Below are 22,831 nucleotides of genomic sequence, written 5' to 3' on the forward strand. Positions count from 1 at the left end.
TAGTAATCAGTAATTAGTAATTACTTATTAGTTTTTATAAATTGCGGGAAAATTTTAAAAAAATGAAAATACCTTTTGAAAATGCTTCTCTATGTCATTATTTATTAGAAATACTTGCATTTTTTATAGGTATGCGTTTTTATTTTTATCTTAAACAAAAAAATAAAATAATATCAGATGAAAATAGACTTTGGATATTATTAGGAGCTATGATAGGAGCTTTAATAGGATCTAGAGTGATTGCTGTTTTAGAAACTCCCAGTTTAATTAGTAAAATGTCATTTTTATTGATTTTTCAAAGTAAAACAGTAGCGGGAGGTTTTTTAGGTGGATTATTAGGAGTAGAATTAATCAAAAAAATTATTGGAGAAAAAAAAGCTTCAGGAGATTTATATGTGTATCCCATTTTAGTAGCACTCATAATAGGAAGAATAGGATGCTTTGGAATGGGAATAAAAGAGCCAACTTATGGAATAGAAACATCTTTTTTTACTGGAATAGATTTAGGTGATGGAAAACTTAGGCATCCAGTGGCTTTATATGAAATTATTTTTTTATTATGTTTAATTATTTTGTTTTATAAGATTCAAAAAAGTAATTTGATAAATGGAGATCAGTTTAAACTTTTTTTCTTACTCTATTTTTTATATCGTTTTTTTATAGAATTTTTAAAACCTTTCGAACCTTTATTTTTAGGATTAAGTGTTATACATTTGATATCTATTTTTATATTTATTTATTATTATCATTTTATCATTAGAATTATAAAAAAGTTTTAAATGCCTACTAGAGATTATATATACTATGACACTACACAAAGTATTTGTCCAGAATGTTTACATCTGTGTAATGCAAAAATTATTTTTAAAGATGAAAAAGTATGGATGCTAAAACATTGTAAAACACATGGTGAATCAAAAGTTATGATTGCTGATGATGTAGAATATTATCGTCAAATCAGAAATTATAATAAGCAATCAGAAATTCCATTAAAATTTAATACTAAAACACATTACGGTTGTCCTTATGATTGCGGGTTATGTCCTGATCATGAACAACATTCTTGTTTGTCTATAATAGAGGTAACAGACAGATGTAATTTAACTTGTCCTACTTGTTACGCATCTTCTGCTCCTAATTATGGTAATCATAGAACCTTAGAAGAAATTGAAAAAATGTTTGATGCTATAGTAGCTAATGAAGGAGAGCCTGATGTAGTTCAAATTTCAGGTGGAGAACCTACCGTACATCCTCAATTTTTCGAAATTTTAGATTTAGCTAAATCAAAACCTATTAAGCATTTAATGGTAAATACGAATGGAATAAGAATTGCAAAAGATATTTCATTTGTTCAAAAATTAGCTTCCTATATGCCTGATTTTGAAATTTACCTTCAATTTGATAGCTTTAAACCAGAGGTATTAAAAAAATTAAGAGGGGAAGATTTAACAGAAATTAGAAAAAAGCAATTGAAAATTTAAATCAATTTAATTTATCTACAACTTTAGTAATTACTTTACAAAAAGGAGAAAATGACGATGAAATTGGTAAAATTTTAGAATATGCCTTAGAGCAAAAATGTGTTAGAGGTGTTACATTTCAACCTACTCAAGTTGCAGGAAGAAATGAAAATTATAATGATAATCAAGGAAGAATAACATTAACAGAAGTACGTAGAAAAATTTATGAACAATATCCTATATTTACTCCACAAGATTTAATTCCTGTACCTTGTAATCCTGATGCTCTTTGTATGGCTTACGCTCTGAAAATGAATGGTGAAGTTTTTCCTATGACTAATCTTATCAATCCCGAAGATCTTCTAAATAACTCTAAAAATACAATTGTTTTTGAAAGTGATGAAAAGCTTAAAAACCATATGTTAAATTTATTTAGTACAGGTATTTCAGTAGATTGTGCAGAAGAAGAATTAGGTGAATTAATGTGTTGTTTACCAAGAGTAAAATCAGATCATTTACATTATGATAATTTATTTAGAATCATTATAATGAATTTTATGGATGCACATGATTTTGATGTAAGAGCCGTAAAAAAATCATGTGTGCATATAGTAGATAAAAAGGGAAAATTAATTCCTTTTGAAACCATGAATTTATTTTATAGAGATGAATCTATAAAAAGAATAAGAAAAGAGATAATATAGAAGACAAGAATTTAAAAAAATAATACTTTTTAATGAAAAATAAAAAAAGATTTATTTTATTAGCTATAATTTTTTGTTTCATAATTTTATTAGTTAATCCTATACGAGATATTCTAAAGTTAATTTTAGAATTAACTGCAGGCTTAGCTATTATTTTAGCACCCTTTCCATTTATTTTAGGACTGCTACGTTTATTATTTATAAAAGAAGATCAAAAATTTACATTACAACTAATAATCTATTCAACTATAATATTTATTATAGGAGTAAGTACTTGTGGGACCTTTAATTTAATTTAACATTTATGATAAATGATATTTTTTTTAGCATAATAATATTTATAGAATTCTTTAGTATAGTTGCTTTTATAGTTGGACTTTTTTAATAATATTTTTAAATAAAGAGCCTTATAAATTAATAGCTAAAAAGCTATTAATTTATTCTACTATTTCTTTTATCATAGGATTTGGATGTTGTGTTGGTGGTCTTTTATTAATTAATTAAGTTTAACGATACATTAACAGCTAGTTGTAAATTATAAAATATTTTTGCCTTAATAAATATTAAAAAATGATTGCTCATTATAAAAAAATACTTTTTTTTAGCATAGTTTCTCTATTCCTTTTTATAATTTCTTGTAACGAAGAAAAAGGAGAAATGGTTTATTTTGGTGGTGAAATAATAAATCCTAATTCAAAATTTCTTTATCTCTGTAAAGATGATAAAGTTATAGATACCATAGAGTTAGATGATAATAATCGTTTTTTAGTACAATATGACACCTTAACTACTGGGATGTATACATTTAGACATGAACCGGAATATCAGTACATGTACGTAGATAAAGGAGATAGTTTAATGATTAGATTAAATGCTCAAGAATTTGATAATTCATTAACCTTTTGTGGACGAGGTGATGAAAAAAATAATTTTTTGATAGAATTATTTTTAAAAAATGAAGAAGATAAAAATTCCAGTTTTGATATCTATGATGATCATTTAAAAAGATTTCAATACAGACTTAATAAAGAGTACGAAAAAGAAAAGCTTTTTATAATGAAAAAAAGGAAGAAATAGATTGGAATGATGATTTTGATTTATACGCAAGTTCTATGTTAGAAATGCCTTATTTAACAAAAAAAGAACTTTATCCCTTAATACATCAGTTTAGGACAAGTCAAAAAGTATGTGATTTACTTCCAAAAGACTATTACGATTATAGAAAAGAAATTGATTTTAATAATCAAAAATTAACTCATTTTTCTCCTTTTGTAGGATATTTAACAGCTATGTTAAATAATATTACTTGTGATAATAAAGAAGACACACTAATTGTAAAAAATAATATTGGTAGACTAAAAGTAGCAGATTCTATATTTACAAATAAATCAATTAAAAATTCTGTATTACATAATATAGCATTTATGTATTTATTAGAAGATCAAAATACTTCTAATAATAAAACTTTTTTATCTGAATATTATAAACTTTCTACAGATACCTGCAGTAAAAATGCTATTAAAGAGATAGCTAACTCTATTCAATCTCTTGCAAAAAATAAATATTTGCCTAAAATAGAACTAATAGATTCAAAAGGAAATAATTATAATTCAATTCCAACAAATTCAAAAAAAACAGTAATCTTTTTTGGAGCTCCGAAGCAAAATCTCATTTAAAATTAGCTCATAAAAGAGCAATGGAAATTATGAGGCGTAACCCTTCTCTAAATTTTATAGCCGTTAATATAGATAAAGATTCTAACGAATGGAAAAAAGTTTTAGCACATAATCGTTTTGAGATTCCTCAATTTCATGCTAAAAATTTTGAAGATATACAAAGTAAATGGGTTATTACTAAAATACACAGAGCTATACTTTTAAATGAAGATAAAACAATTAAAAATGCTTTTATAAATATTTTTGATGCAGAATTTGATAATTATTTAAAATAATTTGATTCTATTCACTGTTGAATACTTAATTAAATTCTCAATTTTTTGAAGTACAATTTCAAAAAATTGAGAATATTTTATATTGTAATAATTAAAATTTTATGCTAATCTTATTTTTACTTTTTTCCTTTACTTTATGGGGGCAATCAACTCCTAATGTAGATTTTATTTCATTAAAAGCTCAACTTTCACCTTCTTTTGAAACAAAATCAATTTCAGGAAATTGCCAGTATATTTTTAAAGTAAATTCAAGAGTAGATTCTATAAAAATAGATGCTATAAGAATGAAATTTGAAAAGGTTAAAATAAATGGAAAATTTGTAAATTATAAAAATACAGATAAATCATTAATTCTTTTTGAAGGATATAAAATAGGGACAAATAAAATTACTTTTAATTATCAAGCTACCCCAAAACAAACGATGTATTTTGTAGATATGGGAGTTAATTCTAATCCATTATCTACTAGTAATCAAGCTAATAACAGATTTAGAAATTATCAAATATGGACTCAAGGGCAAGGGAAATATACTTCTCATTGGCTTCCTAGTTTTGATAATGTAAATGAAAAATTAGTATTTAATTTAAGTATTTCTGCACAACCTTTTTTTGAAGTAATCTCAAATGGTGTACTCAAAAAAATTACTCAGCTAGGAATAAAAGCAAATAAGACTTGGGAATATAAAATGAAAAAACCAATGTCTTCTTATTTAGTAATGCTTGCTATAGGAGCATTTAACTCTAAAAAAATAAAATCAAAAAGAGGAAAAAATATTCAATTATACTATAAGCATGAAGACAAAGAAAAATTTGATTATACTTATAAATATTCAAAAGAAATTTTTGATTTCTTAGAAAATGAAATAGGTTTAAGTTATCCTTGGGAAATTTATAAACAAGCTCCTGTAGAAGATTTTTTGTATGCAGGTATGGAAAATACAACTGCTACATTATTTACTCAAGATTTTGTAGTAGATAAAATAGGTTTTAATGATAAAAGTTATGTTAATGTAAATGCTCATGAATTAGCTCATCATTGGTTTGGTGATCTTATTACTGCTAAAGAAGGAAAACACCATTGGTTACAAGAAGGTTTTGCTACTTACTACGCATTATTAGCAGAAAGACATTTATTAGGAGAAACTCATTTTCAATTTGAACTACTTAAATATGCAGAAGAAATACAAAATAATTCAAAAAAAGATACAATTCCTATATTAAATGAAAAAGCTAGTGTATTAAGTTTTTATAAAAAAGGAGCGTGGGCATTACATTATTTAAAAGAATCTATAGGAGAAAATAATTTTAAAAAAGCAGTAAAAGCTTATCTTAAAAAATATAAATTTAAAAATGTTGATACACAAGATTTTTTAAATGAAATAAAAAAAGTAGCTCCTGATTTCAATATTTTTGAGTTTAAAAAGAATGGTTAGAATCATCAAATTTTAATATTGAAAAAGTAATTCAAATTTTAAGTAAAAATCAACAGGTTAAAAAATATTTTGAATTGCAACAAATGCAAACAATACCATTTAATGATAAAAAAATTTCTTCAAAAATATTTTATTATTAAATCAATACCCTGCATTATCTCAAGAAATAGTTTATCAATTAGCTAATATCTCTTATAAAGAAAAAGCAGAACTATTAAAAATAGCAATAGATACTAAAAATATAGCTATTAGACAAACAGTAGCTGAATCAATGCAAACAATACCTTTAGAGTTTAAATTAGAATATGAAAAATTTTTAAATGATGAATCTTATATAACTAAAGAAATTGCTCTAGTTCAATTATGTAAATATTTTCCAGAAAATACTGTTAATTATCTAGAGAAAACAAAAGAAATAATAGGATTAAATGATAGAAGTTTTAGAATTAATTGGTTAGGAATAGCTTTAAAATCAAAGGTATACAACAAAGAAGTTAATGATTTACTTTTATCAGAACTTTTAGAATATACAACACTTAAATTTAGTTCAACTATAAGACAAAACGCATTGGAAGTTATTCTTCAAATAAATCCTGTTCACCCCATTGTTTTACAATCTTTAATAAATGGTACCCAACATCATAAATGGCAATTTGCACGTTTTTCAAAAAATACAGTTAGAGCAATGTTAAAAAAGAGTATTTCAAAAAAGCTTTTGAAGTTATTTTACCTAATCTTACGGATAAGGAACAATTATTTTTAAAGAATGAGTTAAAATGAAAAATAGGAGGGAAGCAGCTATAAAATTTCTTCTATATTTTTTTTAATATTTTCAGCAATCTTATCAGTAGGTAAATCATTTTGATCACTACCAAAAGGTTCTTCAATTTCCTCAGCAATAAGCTCTAAACTAGCTAAAACATAAAATATAAAAATAACAACAGGAATTGTTAAATAGCCTAAACTAAAAACATATCCAAAAGGTAAAGTCATCACATAAAAAAAGATGAATTTTTTAAGAAATATACTATATGAAAAAGGAATAGGTGTATTTTTAATTCGTTCACAAGCTCCACAAATATCTAAAAAAGAGATTAACTCATTATTGATAAATAACAAATTTTCATCTGTTAGTTTATTATCTTTTTTAATTCAATCATTTTCCTAGTCATTACCCTTATAATTTGACTAGGTTTATGTTTTTTATGACTAATATCAATATTTAATTCATCAAATAACTCATGAGTTATTTCTTCATTTTTTAAATGTAAACTAAGTACTTGTGCAAAATATGGAATTAATTTTTTAAATAATAATCTATCTTCTTTATTTATTAAAATTGCAGAAATTTTAATTGCTAAATTTCTACTATTGTTTACTAAAGCTCCCCATTGTTTTCTTCCTTCCCACCATCTATCATAAGCAGTATTTGTTCTAAAAACTAAAAGTAAAGAAATAACAAAACCCAACATGCTGTGCATGATGGGTATGTTTTTTAAATTATGATTTTCTGATAATTTGAAATATTCTAGTTCTAAATAAGCAATAATTCCTGTGTATATTCCAATACTAATTATTAAAGGTAATAATTGTCTGAAGGTATCTGCTTTATGAAATCTAAAAATAAAGGTAAACCAATCTTTCGTATTATAAGAAATCATATTATTCTTTTTCTTTGATTCTTTCTAATTTTATTTTTTCTGGAGCATGAAGAACCATCGGGAATTTTTCAACTTTTACAGAGCTAATATCTAATCCGAAAGCGCTCTCTTCTGATAATGAAAATTTCTTTAAAAAGAAATAAGTATTCATTACTATTTTTTCAGCAAAATCTAAGAAACTATCATTAGAAAGGTATTTTTCAGATAGAATAAATTTAAAATCACCTAAAATTTTATTTTTATGTAAAGATTCATATCGACTGGTAATATCTACTTCTCCTTTTTCTACCATATCTTTAATAACTTCTTTAAACATTAAATTAATTTTAGTAGGCTCTCTAAATCCTAAGTTAAAATCAATACGATATAGATCATCCTTAATTATTTCAGTTACACGATATTCTTTTCTATAAGGTTCATTTGTAACATTAACATGTATAAACCAATAGATATCAGCACGTTTAGGACGCTTTTGTAAGATAGAATACATTACTTTTTCTTCAATTTCATCTACACGCCCTGCATTAGTCATATATACTAAGTGAGTAGCATATTTAGGAATTGATAAATCTACACTTAATTCTGCTAATACTTTTTTATAGTGTTCAACTTTTACAAATTTTGTATAGTTTTTACCTATTTGCTTAGCTCTATACCATACAGCCATGACAAATATTAATAGTGAAGCAATAATAAGAGTTACGTATCCACCATGTGCAAATTTATCTAAACAGGCAATTAGGAAACTAAACTCAATTGCTAAATAAAATAAAATAATAGGTATTATTATATAAACAGCAATACGTTTCATAACCATATAATACATTAATAAAATAGTAGTCATGATCATACATAAAACGATAGCTAATCCATAAGCCGCCTCCATTTTACTAGACTCTTTGAAGTACAATACAATACCTATACAGCCTGCTAATAATAACCAATTTATAGAAGGAATATATAATTGGCCTTTTAAAACAGTTGGATATTTAATTTTAACTTTCGGCCAAAAATTTAATCGAACTGCTTCATTAATTAGGGTAAATGAACCTGAAATTAGTGCTTGTGAAGCAATAACAGCTGCCAATGTAGCAATTAAAATTCCAAAAGGTTGAAACCAGTCAGGCATTACTAAATAAAACGGGTTAATATTATTTGGATTAATATTTCTTAAAGTTTCTCCTTGATGTTTAATTAAATAAGCACCTTGACCGAAGTAATTTAACAAAAGAGCAATTTTTACAAAAAACCAACTAATTCTAATATTTTGTCTTCCACAATGTCCCATATCAGAATATAGAGCTTCAGCTCCCGTAGTACATAAGAAAACAAAACCTAAAACATAAAATCCCTCAGGATGAATTTGTAATAAATGAATAGCATAGTAAGGGTTAACAGCTCTTAATACATCAAAATTATGAGAAATTTGAATAATTCCTAAGATAGCTAACATTCCAAACCAAATAGTCATCATAGGGGCAAAAAATTTACCTACTAAGCTTGTACCAAATTGTTGAATTAAAAAAAGTAATACTAAAATAGTTATTACAATAGGAACTGTATTAATTTCAGGAAAATACAATTGTAAACCTTCTACAGCAGAAGAAACAGATATAGGAGGTGTAATAATTCCATCAGCTAATAAGGCAGAACCTCCTACAATTGCAGGTATAATTAGCCATTTAACTTTCGTTCGTTTTACTAATGCGTATAATGCAAAAATTCCACCTTCGCCATTATTATCAGCAGATAGTGTCATAATTACATATTTTAAAGTTGTTTGGAGAGTCAGTGTCCATAAAATAGCTGAAATTCCTCCTAAAACTACATCGGGGCTTATAGCATGACTGCCTATAATAGCTTTCATTACATACAAAGGAGATGTACCGATGTCACCATAAATAATTCCTAAAGTAACAAGAATTCCACCTAAGGTAAATTTACTGTGGAGATCTTGATGATGCGTTGCGCTCATATTTGAAGTTAATAAAATAAACGACAAAATTAAATATTTACAATTAATTGTTTGTATTTTTAAGCTTTTTTTTTATAAACAAGTATCAAAAGTTTTAATCAATGAAAAAAGTATTTTTAATATTTAATATTTTTCTTTTAATATCTGCCTGTAATACAGTTAAAAATGATTTTTTACATACTGTAAATACTATAAAAATAGATACATTATTAATAGATAAAATAAGTAGTCGTGCTTTACTCATAGATGAAGATTATGTTTGGTTTGGAGCAAATCAAGGAAATTTCGGATGTATTTCCTTAAAAGATAAATCTATATTTAGATCTAAAATTGTTGAAAAAAATATAAAGTTAGAATTTAGAAGTATCGCACAAACTAAAGAAGATATTTTTCTATTAAGTATTGCAAATCCAGCTTTACTTTATAAAGTTAATAAAAAAACTAAAATAGTAGAAAAAGTATATGAAGAGCATCATGAAAAAGTTTTTTATGATGCTATGCTATTCATAAATAACAAAGAAGGATTTGCTATAGGAGACCCTATAAATGAACATCCTTGTATAATAAAAACAGAAAATGGAGGTATTACTTGGAAAAAAATTAATGAAGCCAATCTGCCATATTTTAGATCAGGAGAATCTTTTTTTGCAGCAAGTAATACAAATCTTAATTATCAAAAAGGGACACTCTTTATGGTTTCTGGAGGTAAATCTTCCAATCTATATAGTTCTAAAGATAAAGGTATTAGCTGGAATAAATACTCAACTCCTATTATTCAGGGAGAAAGTATGACAGGAATATTTACATCTGATTTTTTAAATGATAAAATAGGAATAATAGCAGGAGGTAATTATGAAAAATTAAATGATAATACATTAAATAAAGCAATTACTTTTAATGGAGGAAAAAACTGGCAATTATTAACTAAAAAAGAGGCTTTTGGATATACATCTTGTATACAATTTATCCCTAATACAAACGGAAAAGGCTTATTAGCAACAACAGAAGCAGGCATTTTTATTCCAAAAACAGAGGTGAAAATTGGAATAAATTATTACCTGATAATGATTTTGTTGCTTTTAAATTTATTAACTCTACTACTGCAATTGCCTCTGGTAAAAATAGAATTGTACGATTAAATTTAATAAAGCAATTAGCTTTTAAAAATGAATCCAAGACCTATTGAATGTAACATTTTTTTGCTAAAAGGAAAAAAGAACTTAGATTGACCAAAAAGCCAGCCAAAAAACATTAACATAAAAGGGTAGAGGGGTAAAACTAAAATTAAGAGTAGAAAATAATAAAAAAACCAATGTATATCTTCTTTAGTCAATCCTATGAACTGCATAAAATACGAAGAAATACGAGCAGATAATGAACCATTTATTGCAAATACAATAAAAATAACTACTAATTGATAATTAGATTTAATTCCCCAACGTTCTTTAAGTTTATTCATTTAATTATATTTTCACAAATATAATTAACGTATCGGTACTCTGCCAAATAATTGTTGATTATTAGTATTTTGAAAATAAATAAAATACTTATTAAGTAAAACATATTTATAGAATATTAACATCATAATTAACCCAGATTACACATTAGAATAAATTTGAATTTTACAAATATATTTTTAACAAAAATTATACCATAAAAAATGTATTTATTTTAAAAATATTCAGTTAAACATTTGTTTTTATGAAAATTACAAAATGAGTTTTGTTAAAAAATTTCTAACGCGTAATCTGGGATTAATAAACATTTTATGGAAATTAAATTAATTAGGGAATAAACAATTATTTTTTAGTCTATGGATAATTTTATTTTAAGATTTAAAACAATTAATTTTTATTTAAAAATCCTATTAAAATAAAGAAGCTGTCCTAATGAGTACTATCCGAACTTATACAAACATAGGATGACAAGATTGCGGACTTTTTGGAGAGCCTCTGTTTTCAAGAATGTTTTTGAACTATAATTTATATTATGTAAAATAGAAAAATTAAACATTTCCTTTTGCTTCTATAAAAAATGTTTCTAATTTTACTTCTAAGTAAAGACAATTAATAATCCTAGTTTGGCAAAGTCTTTGATAATTTTACATTATAATAATTTTAATAATTGTAGCGTAACGTTTAAAAAAATTAAATAATTCTATGAAAAATTCTATAGCCACTAATATTGCTAATTTTTTAAAAGATTTTAAGCCATTTAATTTTTTATCTTTTGAAGATTTAGAACAAATTGCGCGATATATAAAAGTTATTCATTTAGATAAAAAACAAAAACTTTTTCAAATAAATGATCCTTTACATGATAGTTTTTATGTTGTAAATTCTGGTGTTGTACATCTAACTGTAGTATCAGATGCAGAGGAAACTTTATTAAATAAATGCTATACAGGAGATATTTTTGGCTTAAGACCATTTTTTGCTAAAAATAATTATCAAATGACAGCAAAAGCAAATGAAGAAGCCTTTTTATTTGCAATACCAATTGAAAAGATCAGACCTTTTGTTATACAAAATTCACAAGTTCTAAATTTTTTATTAGAAAGTTTTGCATTAAACTCAAACAATCCAACAGATCAAGATAAAAAGCAATTAATAGCAGATAATGTTCAACTTTCTGAATTTCAAAATGATTTTTCATTTATACAGACATTGACATACAACCACTCCCCTTTATTAGTTCAAAGAGAGCAAACTATTAGAGAAGTTGCCCTATTAATGACAGATAGAATGTTAGATAATGCGTTTATTATAGAAAATAATAAATTAGCTGGTATAGTTACAGATGCAGACTTTAAATATAAAGTTGCTACAGGTAAAAATGCTATTCAATCTCATATAGATAAAATTATGACTTATCCAGTAATAACCGTTACTGAAAACATTTCATTATCTGAAGCACAATTAGTAATGCTGTCTCACAAAGTACATCACTTATGTGTAACCATTGATGGAACTCCACATAGTGAAGTAAAAGGGGTTATTACTCAACAAGATTTAGTACAAGCACAAGCTAATTCTCCAGGTGTATTAATAAAAGAAGCTAAAAGAGCTAATTCTTCTTCAGAATTAAGAGCTGTTTATAAATCTATGGCTTCTATGATGCAACAAGCACTTACTAAAAATATCCCATTACAACATCTTTATAATGTAGCTGGAGAAATTATATTAGCAATTATTAATCGTTCTATAGAATTAGCCATCTTAGATTTAGGCTCCCCTCCTGTTCCTTTTGCTTTTTTAAGTATAGGGAGTCAAGGAAGAAAAGAACAATTATTATTAACAGATCATGATAATATGCTAATTTATGCGGATGTAGATATACAACAAGCTAGAAATACTCGTTTTTATTTTAGTCAACTAGCTAAAAAAGTAGCTGAAACACTTGAAAAACTAGGATATAAACATTGTGAATTTGGTAATTCTGTTACTAATGAAAAATGGTGTAAACCTTTAACAGAATGGGTTTTGCAATATGAAAATTGGATTAAATCTCCTGGAGAATTTACTAATGAACATTGTGCTATATTCTTTGATTACGAGTTTGTATATGGTGATCAAAGTTTTGAAACAGCTATAACAGATACTATTTCCAAAATTAAAAATAAAGTTTTATTTTTAGATTATTTAGGAAATGATGCACTTAAAAAACCTGCTCCACTTAACTTCTTTAAAAAATTTAATGAAGAAGATACAGGTTCTCATTACGGTAAATTTAATATCAAAGAAAAAGCTCTTAATCAAATTGTAGATATTGCTCGTTTACTAGCAATACAATTTGAATTAAAAGGAATTAACAATACGTATTCTAGATACAAAGAACTAGCAATAAAAGACCTTGATAATGAAGTAGTTTATCGTCAAGCATCAGAGACCTTCTTATTATTATCAAAATATAGAATTTTAGAAGGTTATAAAAATGACAATACAGGTGAGTATATAGATGTAGAACATTTACCTAAGATAGAGAAAGAACGTTTAAAAGAATCACTTTCTGTATTAAAAGATTTAGAAGAAATAGTAAAAGACACCTTTCAATTAACACAATTTTCATAAAATGCTCGATTGGTTAAAACATTTAGGAAAAGAATATCCAGATTTTTGGAAAAATTATTTAATTCAATTAGAAACACCCTCAGTACGAAAGGTTGCTTTACATATTGAAACATCAGGATTAAACTCATCAAAAGATAAAATTATTTCAATAGGAGCTATAGCTATTGAAAATAATCAAATTTTAGTAGAACAAAGTCTAGAAATTGAATTAGAAAAAGAAAGAATTCTTAATGCAAAAGAACTTACATATGAAGAAGCGCAAGCAATTGAAGCTTTTATTCATTTCATAGGTAATGCAACACTTATAGGGCATCGTATACATTATGACATTGATATTTTAAATGAATATTTATCAAAATTACATAGTGGCCGTATAAAAAATAATTTATTGGATATAGAAGTTATGGAAACCAGAATCTTAGATTCAAATTCTAAGGCATTTTCATTAGAAGAATTATTTTCTAATTATAAAATAAAAAATCCAGAAATAGTAACTTCTGGTAGTTTAGCCTTTAATATTGGTTTATTATTTTTAAAAATGAGAGGAAAATTAAAAATTAATTGATTTAATTAAAATATATCTTAACTGATCCTTATTTTTAATTAATTTATAAATATTTAAGCCCATTAATTTAAATTAATGGGCTTAAATATTTTAATTAAACTTTTCCATTTTTAATTTCATCCACTATTTCTGGATTTAATAAAGTAGAAATATCACCAAAATTTTCTAAATCACCTGATGCTATTTTTCTTAATATTCTACGCATAATTTTACCTGATCTAGTTTTAGGTAAACCACTAACGAACTGAATTTTATCTAACTTAGCAATAGGTCCTACTTGGTCTGAAATAATTTGATTAATTTCGATTTTTAAATTTTCACGGTCACGATGTTCTCCTGTTTCTTTTAGAATAACAAAACCATATAAAGCATTTCCTTTTATATCATGAGGAAATCCTACTATAGCACTTTCTGCTACAGCTGGGTGTTCATCAATAGCATCTTCTATAGGGGCTGTTCCTAAATTATGTCCAGAAACGATAATAACATCATCTACCCTACCTGTTATTCTATAATACCCCACTTCATCTCGTAATGCCCCATCACCTGTAAAATATTTTCCAGGAAATTGTGAAAAATAAGTTTCTCTATAACGTTCATGATCTCCCCAAATAGTTCTAGCAATACTTGGCCAAGGAAACTTAATACATAAACTGCCTACTACTTGATTACCTTCTATTTCATTTCTTAATTCATCCATTAATACAGGTTGCACTCCAGGTAAAGGAAGAGTTGCATATGTAGGTTTAGTAGGTGTTACAAACGGAATGGGAGCTATCATAATTCCTCCTGTTTCTGTTTGCCACCAAGTATCTACTAATGGGCAACGTTTTCCTCCTACATGATCATTATACCAATGCCATGCTTCTTCATTAATAGGTTCTCCTACTGAACCAATTACTTTTAATGATTTTAGAGGGAATTTTTGTACATAATCTAGATTTTCTTTAGCTAAAGAGCGAATTGCCGTAGGAGCTGTATAAAACTGTGTTATTTTATGTTTTTCTATTATCTGCCAATAACGTGAAAAATCAGGATAAGATAATATTCCTTCACTTATTACGGTAGTAGCTCCATTTAAGAGAGGTCCATATAAAGTATAAGAATGTCCTGTAATCCAGCCAATATCTGCTGTACACCAAAAAATATCACCATCATTATAATTAAATACATTTTTAAATGTATAAGCTGTATAGACCATATATCCAGCTGTTGTGTGTAACATACCCTTTGGTTTTCCTGTTGAACCTGAAGTATATAGAATAAATAACGGATCTTCAGCATCCATTATTTCAGCAACACTAGTATCTGAGGCATTATCTAATAGAGGTTGTAACCATTGATCACGCCCTATTTTCATTTCTATTTTTTTCTTTTGTACGCTCAACAACTAAAACAGTTTTAACACCATGACAACGGTCTAGAGCCTCATCTACAATACTTTTAAGATTAATCTTTTTATCACCTCTATAACCCCCATCAGATGTAATTACCATTTTTGCTTGAGAATCATTAATACGAGCTTCTAATGCTCCAGCTGAGAAACCAGCAAAAACAACAGAATGAATAGCCCCAATTCTAGCACAGGCTAAAACAGCAATTGCTAAATCAGGGATCATAGGGAGGTAAATACAAACCCTATCTCCTTTTTCTACTCCTTGTTCTAAAAGAACATTAGCCATTTTTGAAACTCTTTGATAAAGCTCATTATAACTAATTTTTTGTGTGTCTTCTTCGGGATTGTTAGGTTCAAAAATAATAGCCGTCTTATCACCGCGTCTAGCTAAATGACGATCAATACAATTTTTTGTTATATTAACTTTTGCATCAATAAACCATTTAAATTCGGCTTTTTGCATGTCAAAATCAAAAACTTTATCCCATTTTTGGTACCAAACAAAATTTTCATCGGCTATTTTGTCCCAAAACTTTTTGGGTTCACGTACCGATTTTTTATACATTTTAAAGTAGTTTTCTAAATCCTTTATGGTATAATAACTCATGATTTGCCTTTTTTATAAAATGGTTTATGACTCGTTAAAATTCTAAAAAGCGAAAATACCATATTTCTAAAGAGTGAGCAATTTATAAATCATTAAATATTTACTAAAAAGCAAAAAAGTTTTCTATTGAGTGACTTTAGTATCTTATCTTTTTCTATCTAATTTAAAAGAATTAGATAAAATAGTCTTAAGAAGTATAAATTAAATTATTTTTGTGCACTCAAAATAGTCTAGAAATAATTAATATTTTGATTAATCATTCATGATTTATTATAAATAAAATTTAAGATAAAATGTTTTTTAACTCCTTAGAATTTACAATTTTTTTACCTATTGTTTTTTTACTCTATTGGTTTGTTTTTAATAAATCTAAAAAAAGTCAAAATACTTTATTGATTATAGCTAGTTATTACTTTTACGCATGTTGGGATTGGCGATTTTTATTTTTATTAATTTTTTCAACTCTTTTAGATTATATATCAGGTATAAAAATAGAGACTAGTAATAATCAAAAAAAATCTAAAGTTTGGTTTTGGCTAAGTATTGTGATAAACTTAGGTTTTTTAGGAATTTTTAAATATTATAATTTTTTTGCAGAGTCTTTCGCTGATTTATGTACTAAAATAGGATTTCAGACTCATCCTTATTTGTTAAAACTTGTATTACCTGTTGGTATTTCTTTTTATACCTTTCATGGTTTATCATATGTTATTGATATATATAAAAAGAGAATTAAAGCGGAATATAATTTTATTGATTATTCATTATTCGTTAGTTATTTTCCATTACTAGTTGCTGGTCCTATAGAAAGAGCTACACACCTACTTCCCCAAGTAAAAATAAAAAGAGACTTTAATTTTGAAAAGGCAAAAGAAGGAACTTTTCAAATTATATGGGGATTAGTAAAAAAAGTAGTAATTGCTGATTCCTGCTCATTGTATACAAATGCTATTTTTGATCATGCAAACGGAATGAATTCTTATTCTCTAATTTTAGGAGCTATTTACTTTGCTTTTCAAATATATGGGGACTTTAGTGGTTATTCAGATATAGCTTTAGGAACATCTAAATTATTTGGAATAGATTTATTAAAGAATTTTGACTTTCCTTATTTTTCTAGAGATATTGCTGAATTTTGGCGTCGTTGGCATATTTCTTTATCTTCTTGGTTTCGTGATTATTTATATATACCTCTAGGAGGAAGCCAAGGAGGTAAATGGATGCAGGTTCGTAATACTTTTATTATTTTTTTAGTTAGTGGATTTTGGCATGGTGCTAATTGGACATTTATTGTATGGGGACTTATAAATGCTGTTTATTTTTTACCACTATTACTATTTAATAAGAATAGAAATAATGTTGATAGTATTAATTTTGAGTGGAATTTATCAGGAATTAAAGTTTTAATTAATATGATTATAACTTTTGCTCTTTCTACTCTAGCATGGATATTTTTTAGAGCTAAATCTATAACAGATGCTTATAAGTATATCTATAAATTATTTACTAACGGAGATCTTTCTGTACAATACTTAGATAATGAACGTTATTCATATGAATTAATCCCCTTAATATCTTGTTTTATAATATTTGAATGGTTTAATAGGAATAAAATTGAACCTATTTCTGGAAAATTTGTTTATTTAAAATTATTTATTTTAATTCTAGCTTTAATTGCATTAGGTGTTTATTCTGATTATAAAGAGTTTATATATTTTCAATTCTAATGAGAAATTTTTTAAAACATAGTTTATCTCTACTTTTTATTATTATATTAAGTAGTGTTATTTTAGATTTACTTTATACATTTATTATTTCATCTTCAAGTAAACGAAATAAAGTTGAATATGTATTACATTCAAAACAAAAGGTATATGATGTTGTAATAATGGGAACTTCTCGTGCTAATAATCATTTTATTCCTTCTCTTTTCAAAAAGAGAGGATATAAAGCTTTTAATTTTGGTATGAGTGGCTCACATCTTTTTGAAACCAATTTAATGTTAAAAATAATGCTTCAGCAGAAATTTAAGATTAAAACTTTATTATTAGAAGCAGATTTAAGTGTGTGTAATGAAAAAAGAGATGAAGGAACAACTGCACGTTTTATGCCTTACTTACACACTAATAAAGTCATAAGAAATCATTTTAAATCTGAAGATGATTTTTTAAAACTTTATTATATCCCTTTTTATCGTTATATTAAGTTTGATAATAAAATTGGATTTAGAGAAATGAATAAAGCTCTTTTTAAAGAAAAAACAACTTTATTAGATAACGAGGGATATTATCCATTAAACGGAACAAATTGGGAAAGAATGAAAAATAATATTTCAGGATTAAAACCTATTCGTAATTATTATTTAGATGATATTAAACAAATTTGTAAAAAAATAATATTCGATTAGTTATAGTAATGACTCCTATGTGTAAATGCACAAAAGGAATGAATTATTTTTTTGAACTAAATAAAATTTATCCTGAAATTTATAATTTTGAAAATTCAGTAACGGATGATCATTATTTTTCCTCTTGTGGCCACCTAAACAATAAAGGAGCTATTATTTTTACAGAATATATTTTAAATCACATACAATTTTAAAGAATATGCTGTCTAAGATTAGATAGCATATTCTTTTTATAAAATATTCGTATAAATGGAAGAGTATTATTTAGTTTCTTTCTTTACTAAATAGATACCATCATAATAAATAAAACAATCACTAAGCATGGAAGACAAGTATCGGAATATGTACTCTATGTGTTATTTTTTGAGTTAAACGTTTTGTAAATAATTCTGTAAAAAAATCTCGTTTATAAGTAACCATTCCTAATAAATCTATTTCATAATTATCAATAAAGTATTCAATTCCATCTATTACACTGTCGGATTTATTAATAACAAAACTAACTTTATCACTTTCAAATTCTTTTTTCCATAAATTTATTATTTCCTCTGATACTTGATCTTCTGAATTTGTAATATGTAAACACTTAATAGACCATCCTAATTTATCAGCTAATTTGATTGTTTCTATAAAAGCTATTTTATCTTTTTCTCTGAATCGTGTAGTAAATCCCATTGTTTTCAATTCATTAGTACTACATCCTTCAGGAAGGACTAAGGTTGGTACACTTGTAGTTAAAATTACAGAATCTGTATTACTCCCCATGAGTTTAGAAAACCAATCATCATCTCCAGAAGTAGCCATTACAACAAAATCAACATTTTCTTCTTTTACACATTGATTGATGCTTATATTCAATTCTCCTAGGACAATTTTGTGGCTTATTTCTACATCTTCTAATCCTTTTGAATAAGCTAATTCATTTAATTTTTTATTATTTTCTTTAAAAAGTTCAAATTCATCTAGGTCCACACTAGAATAAACCATATTTGCGCTTAATACACCTGATTGTACATCTACTATAGGTAAATTATAAGTATGTAATAAAAGGACTTTTGCTTGATTTTTTTTAGCCAATTCTAAAGCAAAAAGACTTGCGTTATTAGCTGAATCTGAAAAATCGGTAGGGACTAAAATAGTTTTCATATGTATAAGTTTTAGTTATGATAGTTTATCTATAAAGATATTTCTTTTTATTCATATTGATAGTCTAATTTACCTCTAACTATTTATAAACAAAATGATAATTATCATTTGAAATATACATATAAAAAAGATTATTAAAGAAACTTAATTATACAGAATATTCTTTTTTCCTTTTAATGAAAAATAAAACCTTAATAGTTTTAAATCAGAAAATATTATTTAGGAGTACTTTTTAAATTAAATTTAATAATCTTTTTTTAATAAATAAGGAATTAATTATTTTTTAGCCCATTCCTTAATACTTTCTTCATTCATCTTTATATAATCAGAATTATTAGCTGATTTCGCTCCTTCTAATGAGTTTTTTGCTGTTTCAATAGCTCCTTTATAGTCACCTAATTTAGCTTGAATTTGTGATTTAAGACGTGTGTACCAAAAAGGTTTTTTTTCATTCATTTCATAAGCTTTATTGACATATTGTAAAGCTTTATTCAAATCTACATTTGTATTATAATAATATTGTGAAGCGGTAAAATAATCTCCAGATGTTGGTCCATTCAAAGTCTTATCTATTGAAGCAATAGCTGTTTTATTTGTTGGTACATCAAAATGTAGTGAAACAGATGTTTTTTCCCATAAGAACTCAATATTAGCACCATTAAAATCAGTATTAGAAACTCCAATAGTAAATGTTTCTATTGATTTATTTAATATTTCTGTCTTAGCAGATGCTTTTAATGCAACTTTAGCATCATCCCATTTTTCAGGAATCCCCCAATTATTTGTATCATTATAAAAATAAATTTCCCACTCATCTGGTTTGGGCATTACATATAACGCATACTTTCCTTTTTTAAAGTAGCTCCATTAATTATGATATCATCTGAAAAAGTAATAGTTGTATTAGCATTTGCACCTGCACGCCATATTTTACCAAAAGGAACTAAATCTCCAAAAACAATTCTTCCTTTTATACTAGGACGTGAATATTCTATTTCAACTTCTGTTAATCCAACAGTTTGTGTTAAAAGAGCTTTAGGACTTGCCTGTGGCACTTTTATTTGAGAATGGGAAAGTAAAGAAGCTAGAAAAACTACAGCTCCTATTATAAATCGTATCATCTAAATAGTTTTTTCAAATATAAGCTTCTGATTTTTAAAAAATTGTTAATGAAAGTATAAAAATATTTCTGTTCTAAATAGATTTTTTTGTTATTATACTAATCACCTTATAGCGGTAATACTTGCCTTAAAACAAATCAAAAATATATTTATTTAAATATTTTTTTAATTTATGACCGGTTATAGAAGGTATTAATATCCTATTTATTTTTTTACTAAACTTATTTTTATAATTTGAATAATAATTATTAGCTAATAAACATCCTTCTAAATTTTCTTCTGAAATAACTTTTAAGGTTTCTGAATTATAGGCTCCATGAGGTAAAGCAAAATATTTAAACTTTTTATTATTCAAACTTTTCTTAAGTTCAGAAATATTTTTAATCAAATCTGTTTTTTGTTCTTCAAATGATAAATAAGAAAAATGATTATGTGAATGACTATGTAATTCAATGTCAATAAAACTACTTTTTTCTAATTCTATTAATTCTTCAGTTGTTAAAGATCTAAAAGATTCTCTTAGTTCAATATTAACATTATTTAATTCTTCTATTTTTTTACAATTCTCTACTATTTTAAATACATTTTTATCCCTAACACTTTTTTCTAAAACTTTATAGCTCCATTGACTTTTATCAACTGTTTTTCCTTTTAAATTAATAAACTTTTTAGGTAATTGATTATAAAGATTAGCTAATCTATCCCACCAAAATTCTTCATTAGAATTTATATTATAAGAACAAATAAAAATAGTTGCTGGTATCTGATATTTTTCTAAAAGAGGTAAAGCATTTAAATAATTATCTGCATATCCATCATCAAATGTAATAACTAGAGCATTTTTTTTATTTTTTTCCAATCATCTCCAAGTTTTAATATTTCAAAATTTTCTTTAAAATAGATTAATTGCTTTTCAAAATCAGATACTGATACCGTTAAACCAGCATTCTGAAAATCTACAACATCATTTATTCTGTGATACACAAGTACCAATACTGGTCTACCTTTGAAAATACGATTTTTAAATTTTAATATTTTAAATTTTATATTTTTATTTATCATTTTCAGGATACCAATATATTTCTGTTGAGTTTAATTCATTATATGCTTTAAACTCTTTAATTGTTAATCTATTTTTATTTTTTATTATTTTTGGGATATGAATTAAAACATCAAATAAGGCTAATAAGATTCCTAATGCTGCTCTAAAATCTCTTTTAAAAACTTTATTTTTTAGTTGTATATATAAAGTATATAAAAATCTTTTAGGGATTAACCTAATAGGATAAAATAATCCCATTAAAAACCAACCTGAACGAATAGAACGACGGGTTCTAATTATGTAATCTTTCTGTTGTTTTCTTTCCAGTAAATCTACTCTATGTAATGTTAAAATTTCAGGACAATACCATATTTCTTTTTTATTTTGAATAATTGATACGAAGCAAAGTCTTCTTCTCCATAAAATATAAACCATTCTGGATAATTTGGAATTTGTCTCCAAACACTCATACGCCATACATTAGCACCTCCTAAAAAATTTTTTATTCTGACAGGTTTTTGATATGTTTGATACGTATCTGGTTCTTTTTATCCCAATAAACTCTAAATGATAAGACTCCCGCTTGCTTATTTTTTTTAAAAAAAAAGTTTCAATAACTTCTAAAGGATTTTCAGGAGTTAGAAAATGTAAGTCGTCATCAATTGAAATAGCGTATTCCCCATTACATTTTTCAAGTAAAATATTTCTATTGTGAATTAATCCTAACGTTTTATTATTCCTTAATAAAATAATTTTCGGATAATTCCTTTTAATAAAATCAAAAGTTCCATCTGTTGAAGCATCATCATAAACTAGGCACTCAACTTCTTCATTATTTATTAATAAAGATAAGTTTTCAAGAGTAACTTTCAAATCAACTAAACGATTTTTTGTAGTAATTAATATTGAAAACTTTATTTTAGACTCTATCATAAAACTTAATAATTGAATTATTTATAAGATAATAAATTATAAATAAGTTGTTCAATATAAATGAAAACATAAATTATATTAATCATCAAAAGAATATAATTTTCGGCTAGATTTGAGGTAAGGGACAAATTTATATTAAATGTCTTATTGATACAAATATTTTTTTTAATTGAAATAAGTTAAGATTTATTAAGGATTTTTTAAAAAATGGAAAAAGAATATAATTAAAGCTATTTTAATCTATATGATAGGATTTGCTTAACATCGATCTTAATACGTAACTAAAGAATTTTCTTATCATTAATCAATAAAAAGAATAAAATTAAAAATAATTCTATTTTTTTTGTAAATTTAACAAAA

The 22,831-nt window shown here is 25.5% G+C and carries 19 protein-coding genes and 4 pseudogenes; 13 read left to right on the plus strand and 10 right to left on the minus strand.

What is annotated here, in order from left to right:
* Nucleotides 1-62: 62 nt before the first annotated feature.
* From JJC03_RS15190 to JJC03_RS18320, 7 genes and pseudogenes are all read left to right on the plus strand, one after another.
* Nucleotides 63-779 (plus strand): prolipoprotein diacylglyceryl transferase family protein, encoded by a 717-nt coding sequence (locus tag JJC03_RS15190; RefSeq protein WP_088399969.1) that lies wholly within the window; start codon nt 63-65, stop codon nt 777-779.
* Nucleotides 780-2,164: pseudogene (locus tag JJC03_RS15195) on the plus strand (radical SAM protein).
* Between the two features lie 570 nt (nt 2,165-2,734).
* A complete protein-coding gene (locus JJC03_RS18300) occupies nt 2,735-3,241 on the plus strand; it encodes a hypothetical protein (RefSeq protein ID WP_258931966.1) in 507 nt (168 codons plus the stop codon).
* 44 nt (nt 3,242-3,285) lie between these two features.
* Nucleotides 3,286-3,840 carry a hypothetical protein gene (locus tag JJC03_RS18305; protein WP_258931967.1) on the plus strand — a complete coding sequence of 185 codons (555 nt, stop codon included), beginning with the start codon at nt 3,286-3,288 and terminating at the stop codon, nt 3,838-3,840.
* 20 nt (nt 3,841-3,860) lie between these two features.
* Nucleotides 3,861-4,115, plus strand: coding sequence for a thioredoxin-like domain-containing protein (locus tag JJC03_RS18310; RefSeq protein ID WP_258931968.1), 255 nt, complete (start codon nt 3,861-3,863; stop codon nt 4,113-4,115).
* Between the two features lie 101 nt (nt 4,116-4,216).
* Entirely contained in the window at nt 4,217-5,548 is a 1,332-nt protein-coding gene (locus tag JJC03_RS18315; RefSeq protein ID WP_258931969.1) for a M1 family metallopeptidase, read from the plus strand.
* Between the two features lie 271 nt (nt 5,549-5,819).
* Nucleotides 5,820-6,311: a hypothetical protein gene (locus JJC03_RS18320; protein WP_258931970.1), complete on the plus strand. Its 492-nt coding sequence runs from the start codon at nt 5,820-5,822 to the stop codon at nt 6,309-6,311.
* 35 nt (nt 6,312-6,346) lie between these two features.
* Here JJC03_RS18320 and JJC03_RS15210 read toward each other — a convergent pair.
* Nucleotides 6,347-7,209, minus strand: a pseudogene (locus JJC03_RS15210) (bestrophin family protein).
* Between the two features lies 1 nt (nt 7,210).
* Complete coding sequence (locus tag JJC03_RS15215; RefSeq protein ID WP_088401200.1) at nt 7,211-9,184, minus strand: KUP/HAK/KT family potassium transporter; 1,974 nt, start codon at nt 9,182-9,184, stop codon at nt 7,211-7,213.
* 101 nt (nt 9,185-9,285) lie between these two features.
* Here JJC03_RS15215 and JJC03_RS15220 point away from each other — a divergent pair, with 101 nt between their 5' ends.
* A complete protein-coding gene (locus JJC03_RS15220) occupies nt 9,286-10,323 on the plus strand; it encodes a WD40/YVTN/BNR-like repeat-containing protein (protein WP_235873591.1) in 1,038 nt (345 codons plus the stop codon).
* A 14-nt stretch (nt 10,324-10,337) separates the two neighbouring features.
* On the opposite strand, the gene JJC03_RS15225 is transcribed toward JJC03_RS15220, so the two are convergent.
* A complete protein-coding gene (locus JJC03_RS15225) occupies nt 10,338-10,643 on the minus strand; it encodes a DUF6787 family protein (protein WP_088445334.1) in 306 nt (101 codons plus the stop codon).
* A 700-nt stretch (nt 10,644-11,343) separates the two neighbouring features.
* Here JJC03_RS15225 and JJC03_RS15230 point away from each other — a divergent pair.
* Both JJC03_RS15230 and JJC03_RS15235 read left to right on the plus strand, forming a co-directional pair.
* On the plus strand, nt 11,344-13,254 hold the full coding sequence (locus JJC03_RS15230) for a DUF294 nucleotidyltransferase-like domain-containing protein (protein ID WP_088401291.1): 1,911 nt from the start codon (nt 11,344-11,346) through the stop codon (nt 13,252-13,254).
* Between the two features lies 1 nt (nt 13,255).
* Nucleotides 13,256-13,819: a 3'-5' exonuclease family protein gene (locus JJC03_RS15235; RefSeq protein WP_235873592.1), complete on the plus strand. Its 564-nt coding sequence runs from the start codon at nt 13,256-13,258 to the stop codon at nt 13,817-13,819.
* Between the two features lie 94 nt (nt 13,820-13,913).
* On the opposite strand, the pseudogene acs reads toward JJC03_RS15235, so the two are convergent.
* A pseudogene (gene acs, locus JJC03_RS15240) lies at nt 13,914-15,822 on the minus strand (acetate--CoA ligase).
* 293 nt (nt 15,823-16,115) lie between these two features.
* Between acs and JJC03_RS15245 the strand changes: the two are divergent.
* The 3 genes from JJC03_RS15245 to JJC03_RS18990 are packed head-to-tail and all read left to right on the plus strand — an operon-like array spanning nt 16,116 to nt 18,423.
* Nucleotides 16,116-17,549, plus strand: a complete 1,434-nt coding sequence (locus tag JJC03_RS15245) for an MBOAT family O-acyltransferase (protein WP_235873593.1) — start codon at nt 16,116-16,118, stop codon at nt 17,547-17,549.
* Nucleotides 17,549-18,229 (plus strand): hypothetical protein, encoded by a 681-nt coding sequence (locus JJC03_RS15250; RefSeq protein WP_309597684.1) that lies wholly within the window; start codon nt 17,549-17,551, stop codon nt 18,227-18,229. Before JJC03_RS15245 ends, JJC03_RS15250 begins: the two co-directional genes overlap by 1 nt.
* Nucleotides 18,230-18,267: 38 nt before the next feature.
* Entirely contained in the window at nt 18,268-18,423 is a 156-nt protein-coding gene (locus tag JJC03_RS18990; RefSeq protein WP_309597685.1) for a hypothetical protein, read from the plus strand.
* A 121-nt stretch (nt 18,424-18,544) separates the two neighbouring features.
* Here the strand turns inward: JJC03_RS18990 and JJC03_RS15255 are convergent, their stop codons facing one another.
* The 6 genes and pseudogenes from JJC03_RS15255 to JJC03_RS18330 all read right to left on the minus strand — a co-directional run bounded on the left by JJC03_RS15255 (nt 18,545) and on the right by JJC03_RS18330 (nt 22,471).
* Entirely contained in the window at nt 18,545-19,375 is an 831-nt protein-coding gene (locus tag JJC03_RS15255; RefSeq protein ID WP_088445352.1) for a universal stress protein, read from the minus strand.
* A 276-nt stretch (nt 19,376-19,651) separates the two neighbouring features.
* A pseudogene (locus JJC03_RS15260) lies at nt 19,652-20,496 on the minus strand (DUF2911 domain-containing protein).
* 127 nt (nt 20,497-20,623) lie between these two features.
* On the minus strand, nt 20,624-21,355 hold the full coding sequence (locus JJC03_RS15265; protein ID WP_235873594.1) for a polysaccharide deacetylase family protein: 732 nt from the start codon (nt 21,353-21,355) through the stop codon (nt 20,624-20,626).
* A complete protein-coding gene (locus JJC03_RS15270; RefSeq protein ID WP_235873595.1) occupies nt 21,328-21,558 on the minus strand; it encodes a hypothetical protein in 231 nt (76 codons plus the stop codon). The genes JJC03_RS15265 and JJC03_RS15270 overlap by 28 nt, the downstream gene beginning before the upstream one ends.
* Nucleotides 21,548-21,973 (minus strand): hypothetical protein, encoded by a 426-nt coding sequence (locus JJC03_RS18325; protein ID WP_258931971.1) that lies wholly within the window; start codon nt 21,971-21,973, stop codon nt 21,548-21,550. Before JJC03_RS18325 ends, JJC03_RS15270 begins: the two co-directional genes overlap by 11 nt.
* Nucleotides 21,974-22,018: 45 nt before the next feature.
* Nucleotides 22,019-22,471, minus strand: coding sequence for a glycosyltransferase family 2 protein (locus JJC03_RS18330; RefSeq protein WP_258931972.1), 453 nt, complete (start codon nt 22,469-22,471; stop codon nt 22,019-22,021).
* Nucleotides 22,472-22,831 lie beyond the last annotated feature (360 nt).

Origin of the sequence: Flavobacterium oreochromis (genome assembly GCF_019565455.1) — a bacterium.
GTDB lineage: Bacteria > Bacteroidota > Bacteroidia > Flavobacteriales > Flavobacteriaceae > Flavobacterium > Flavobacterium oreochromis.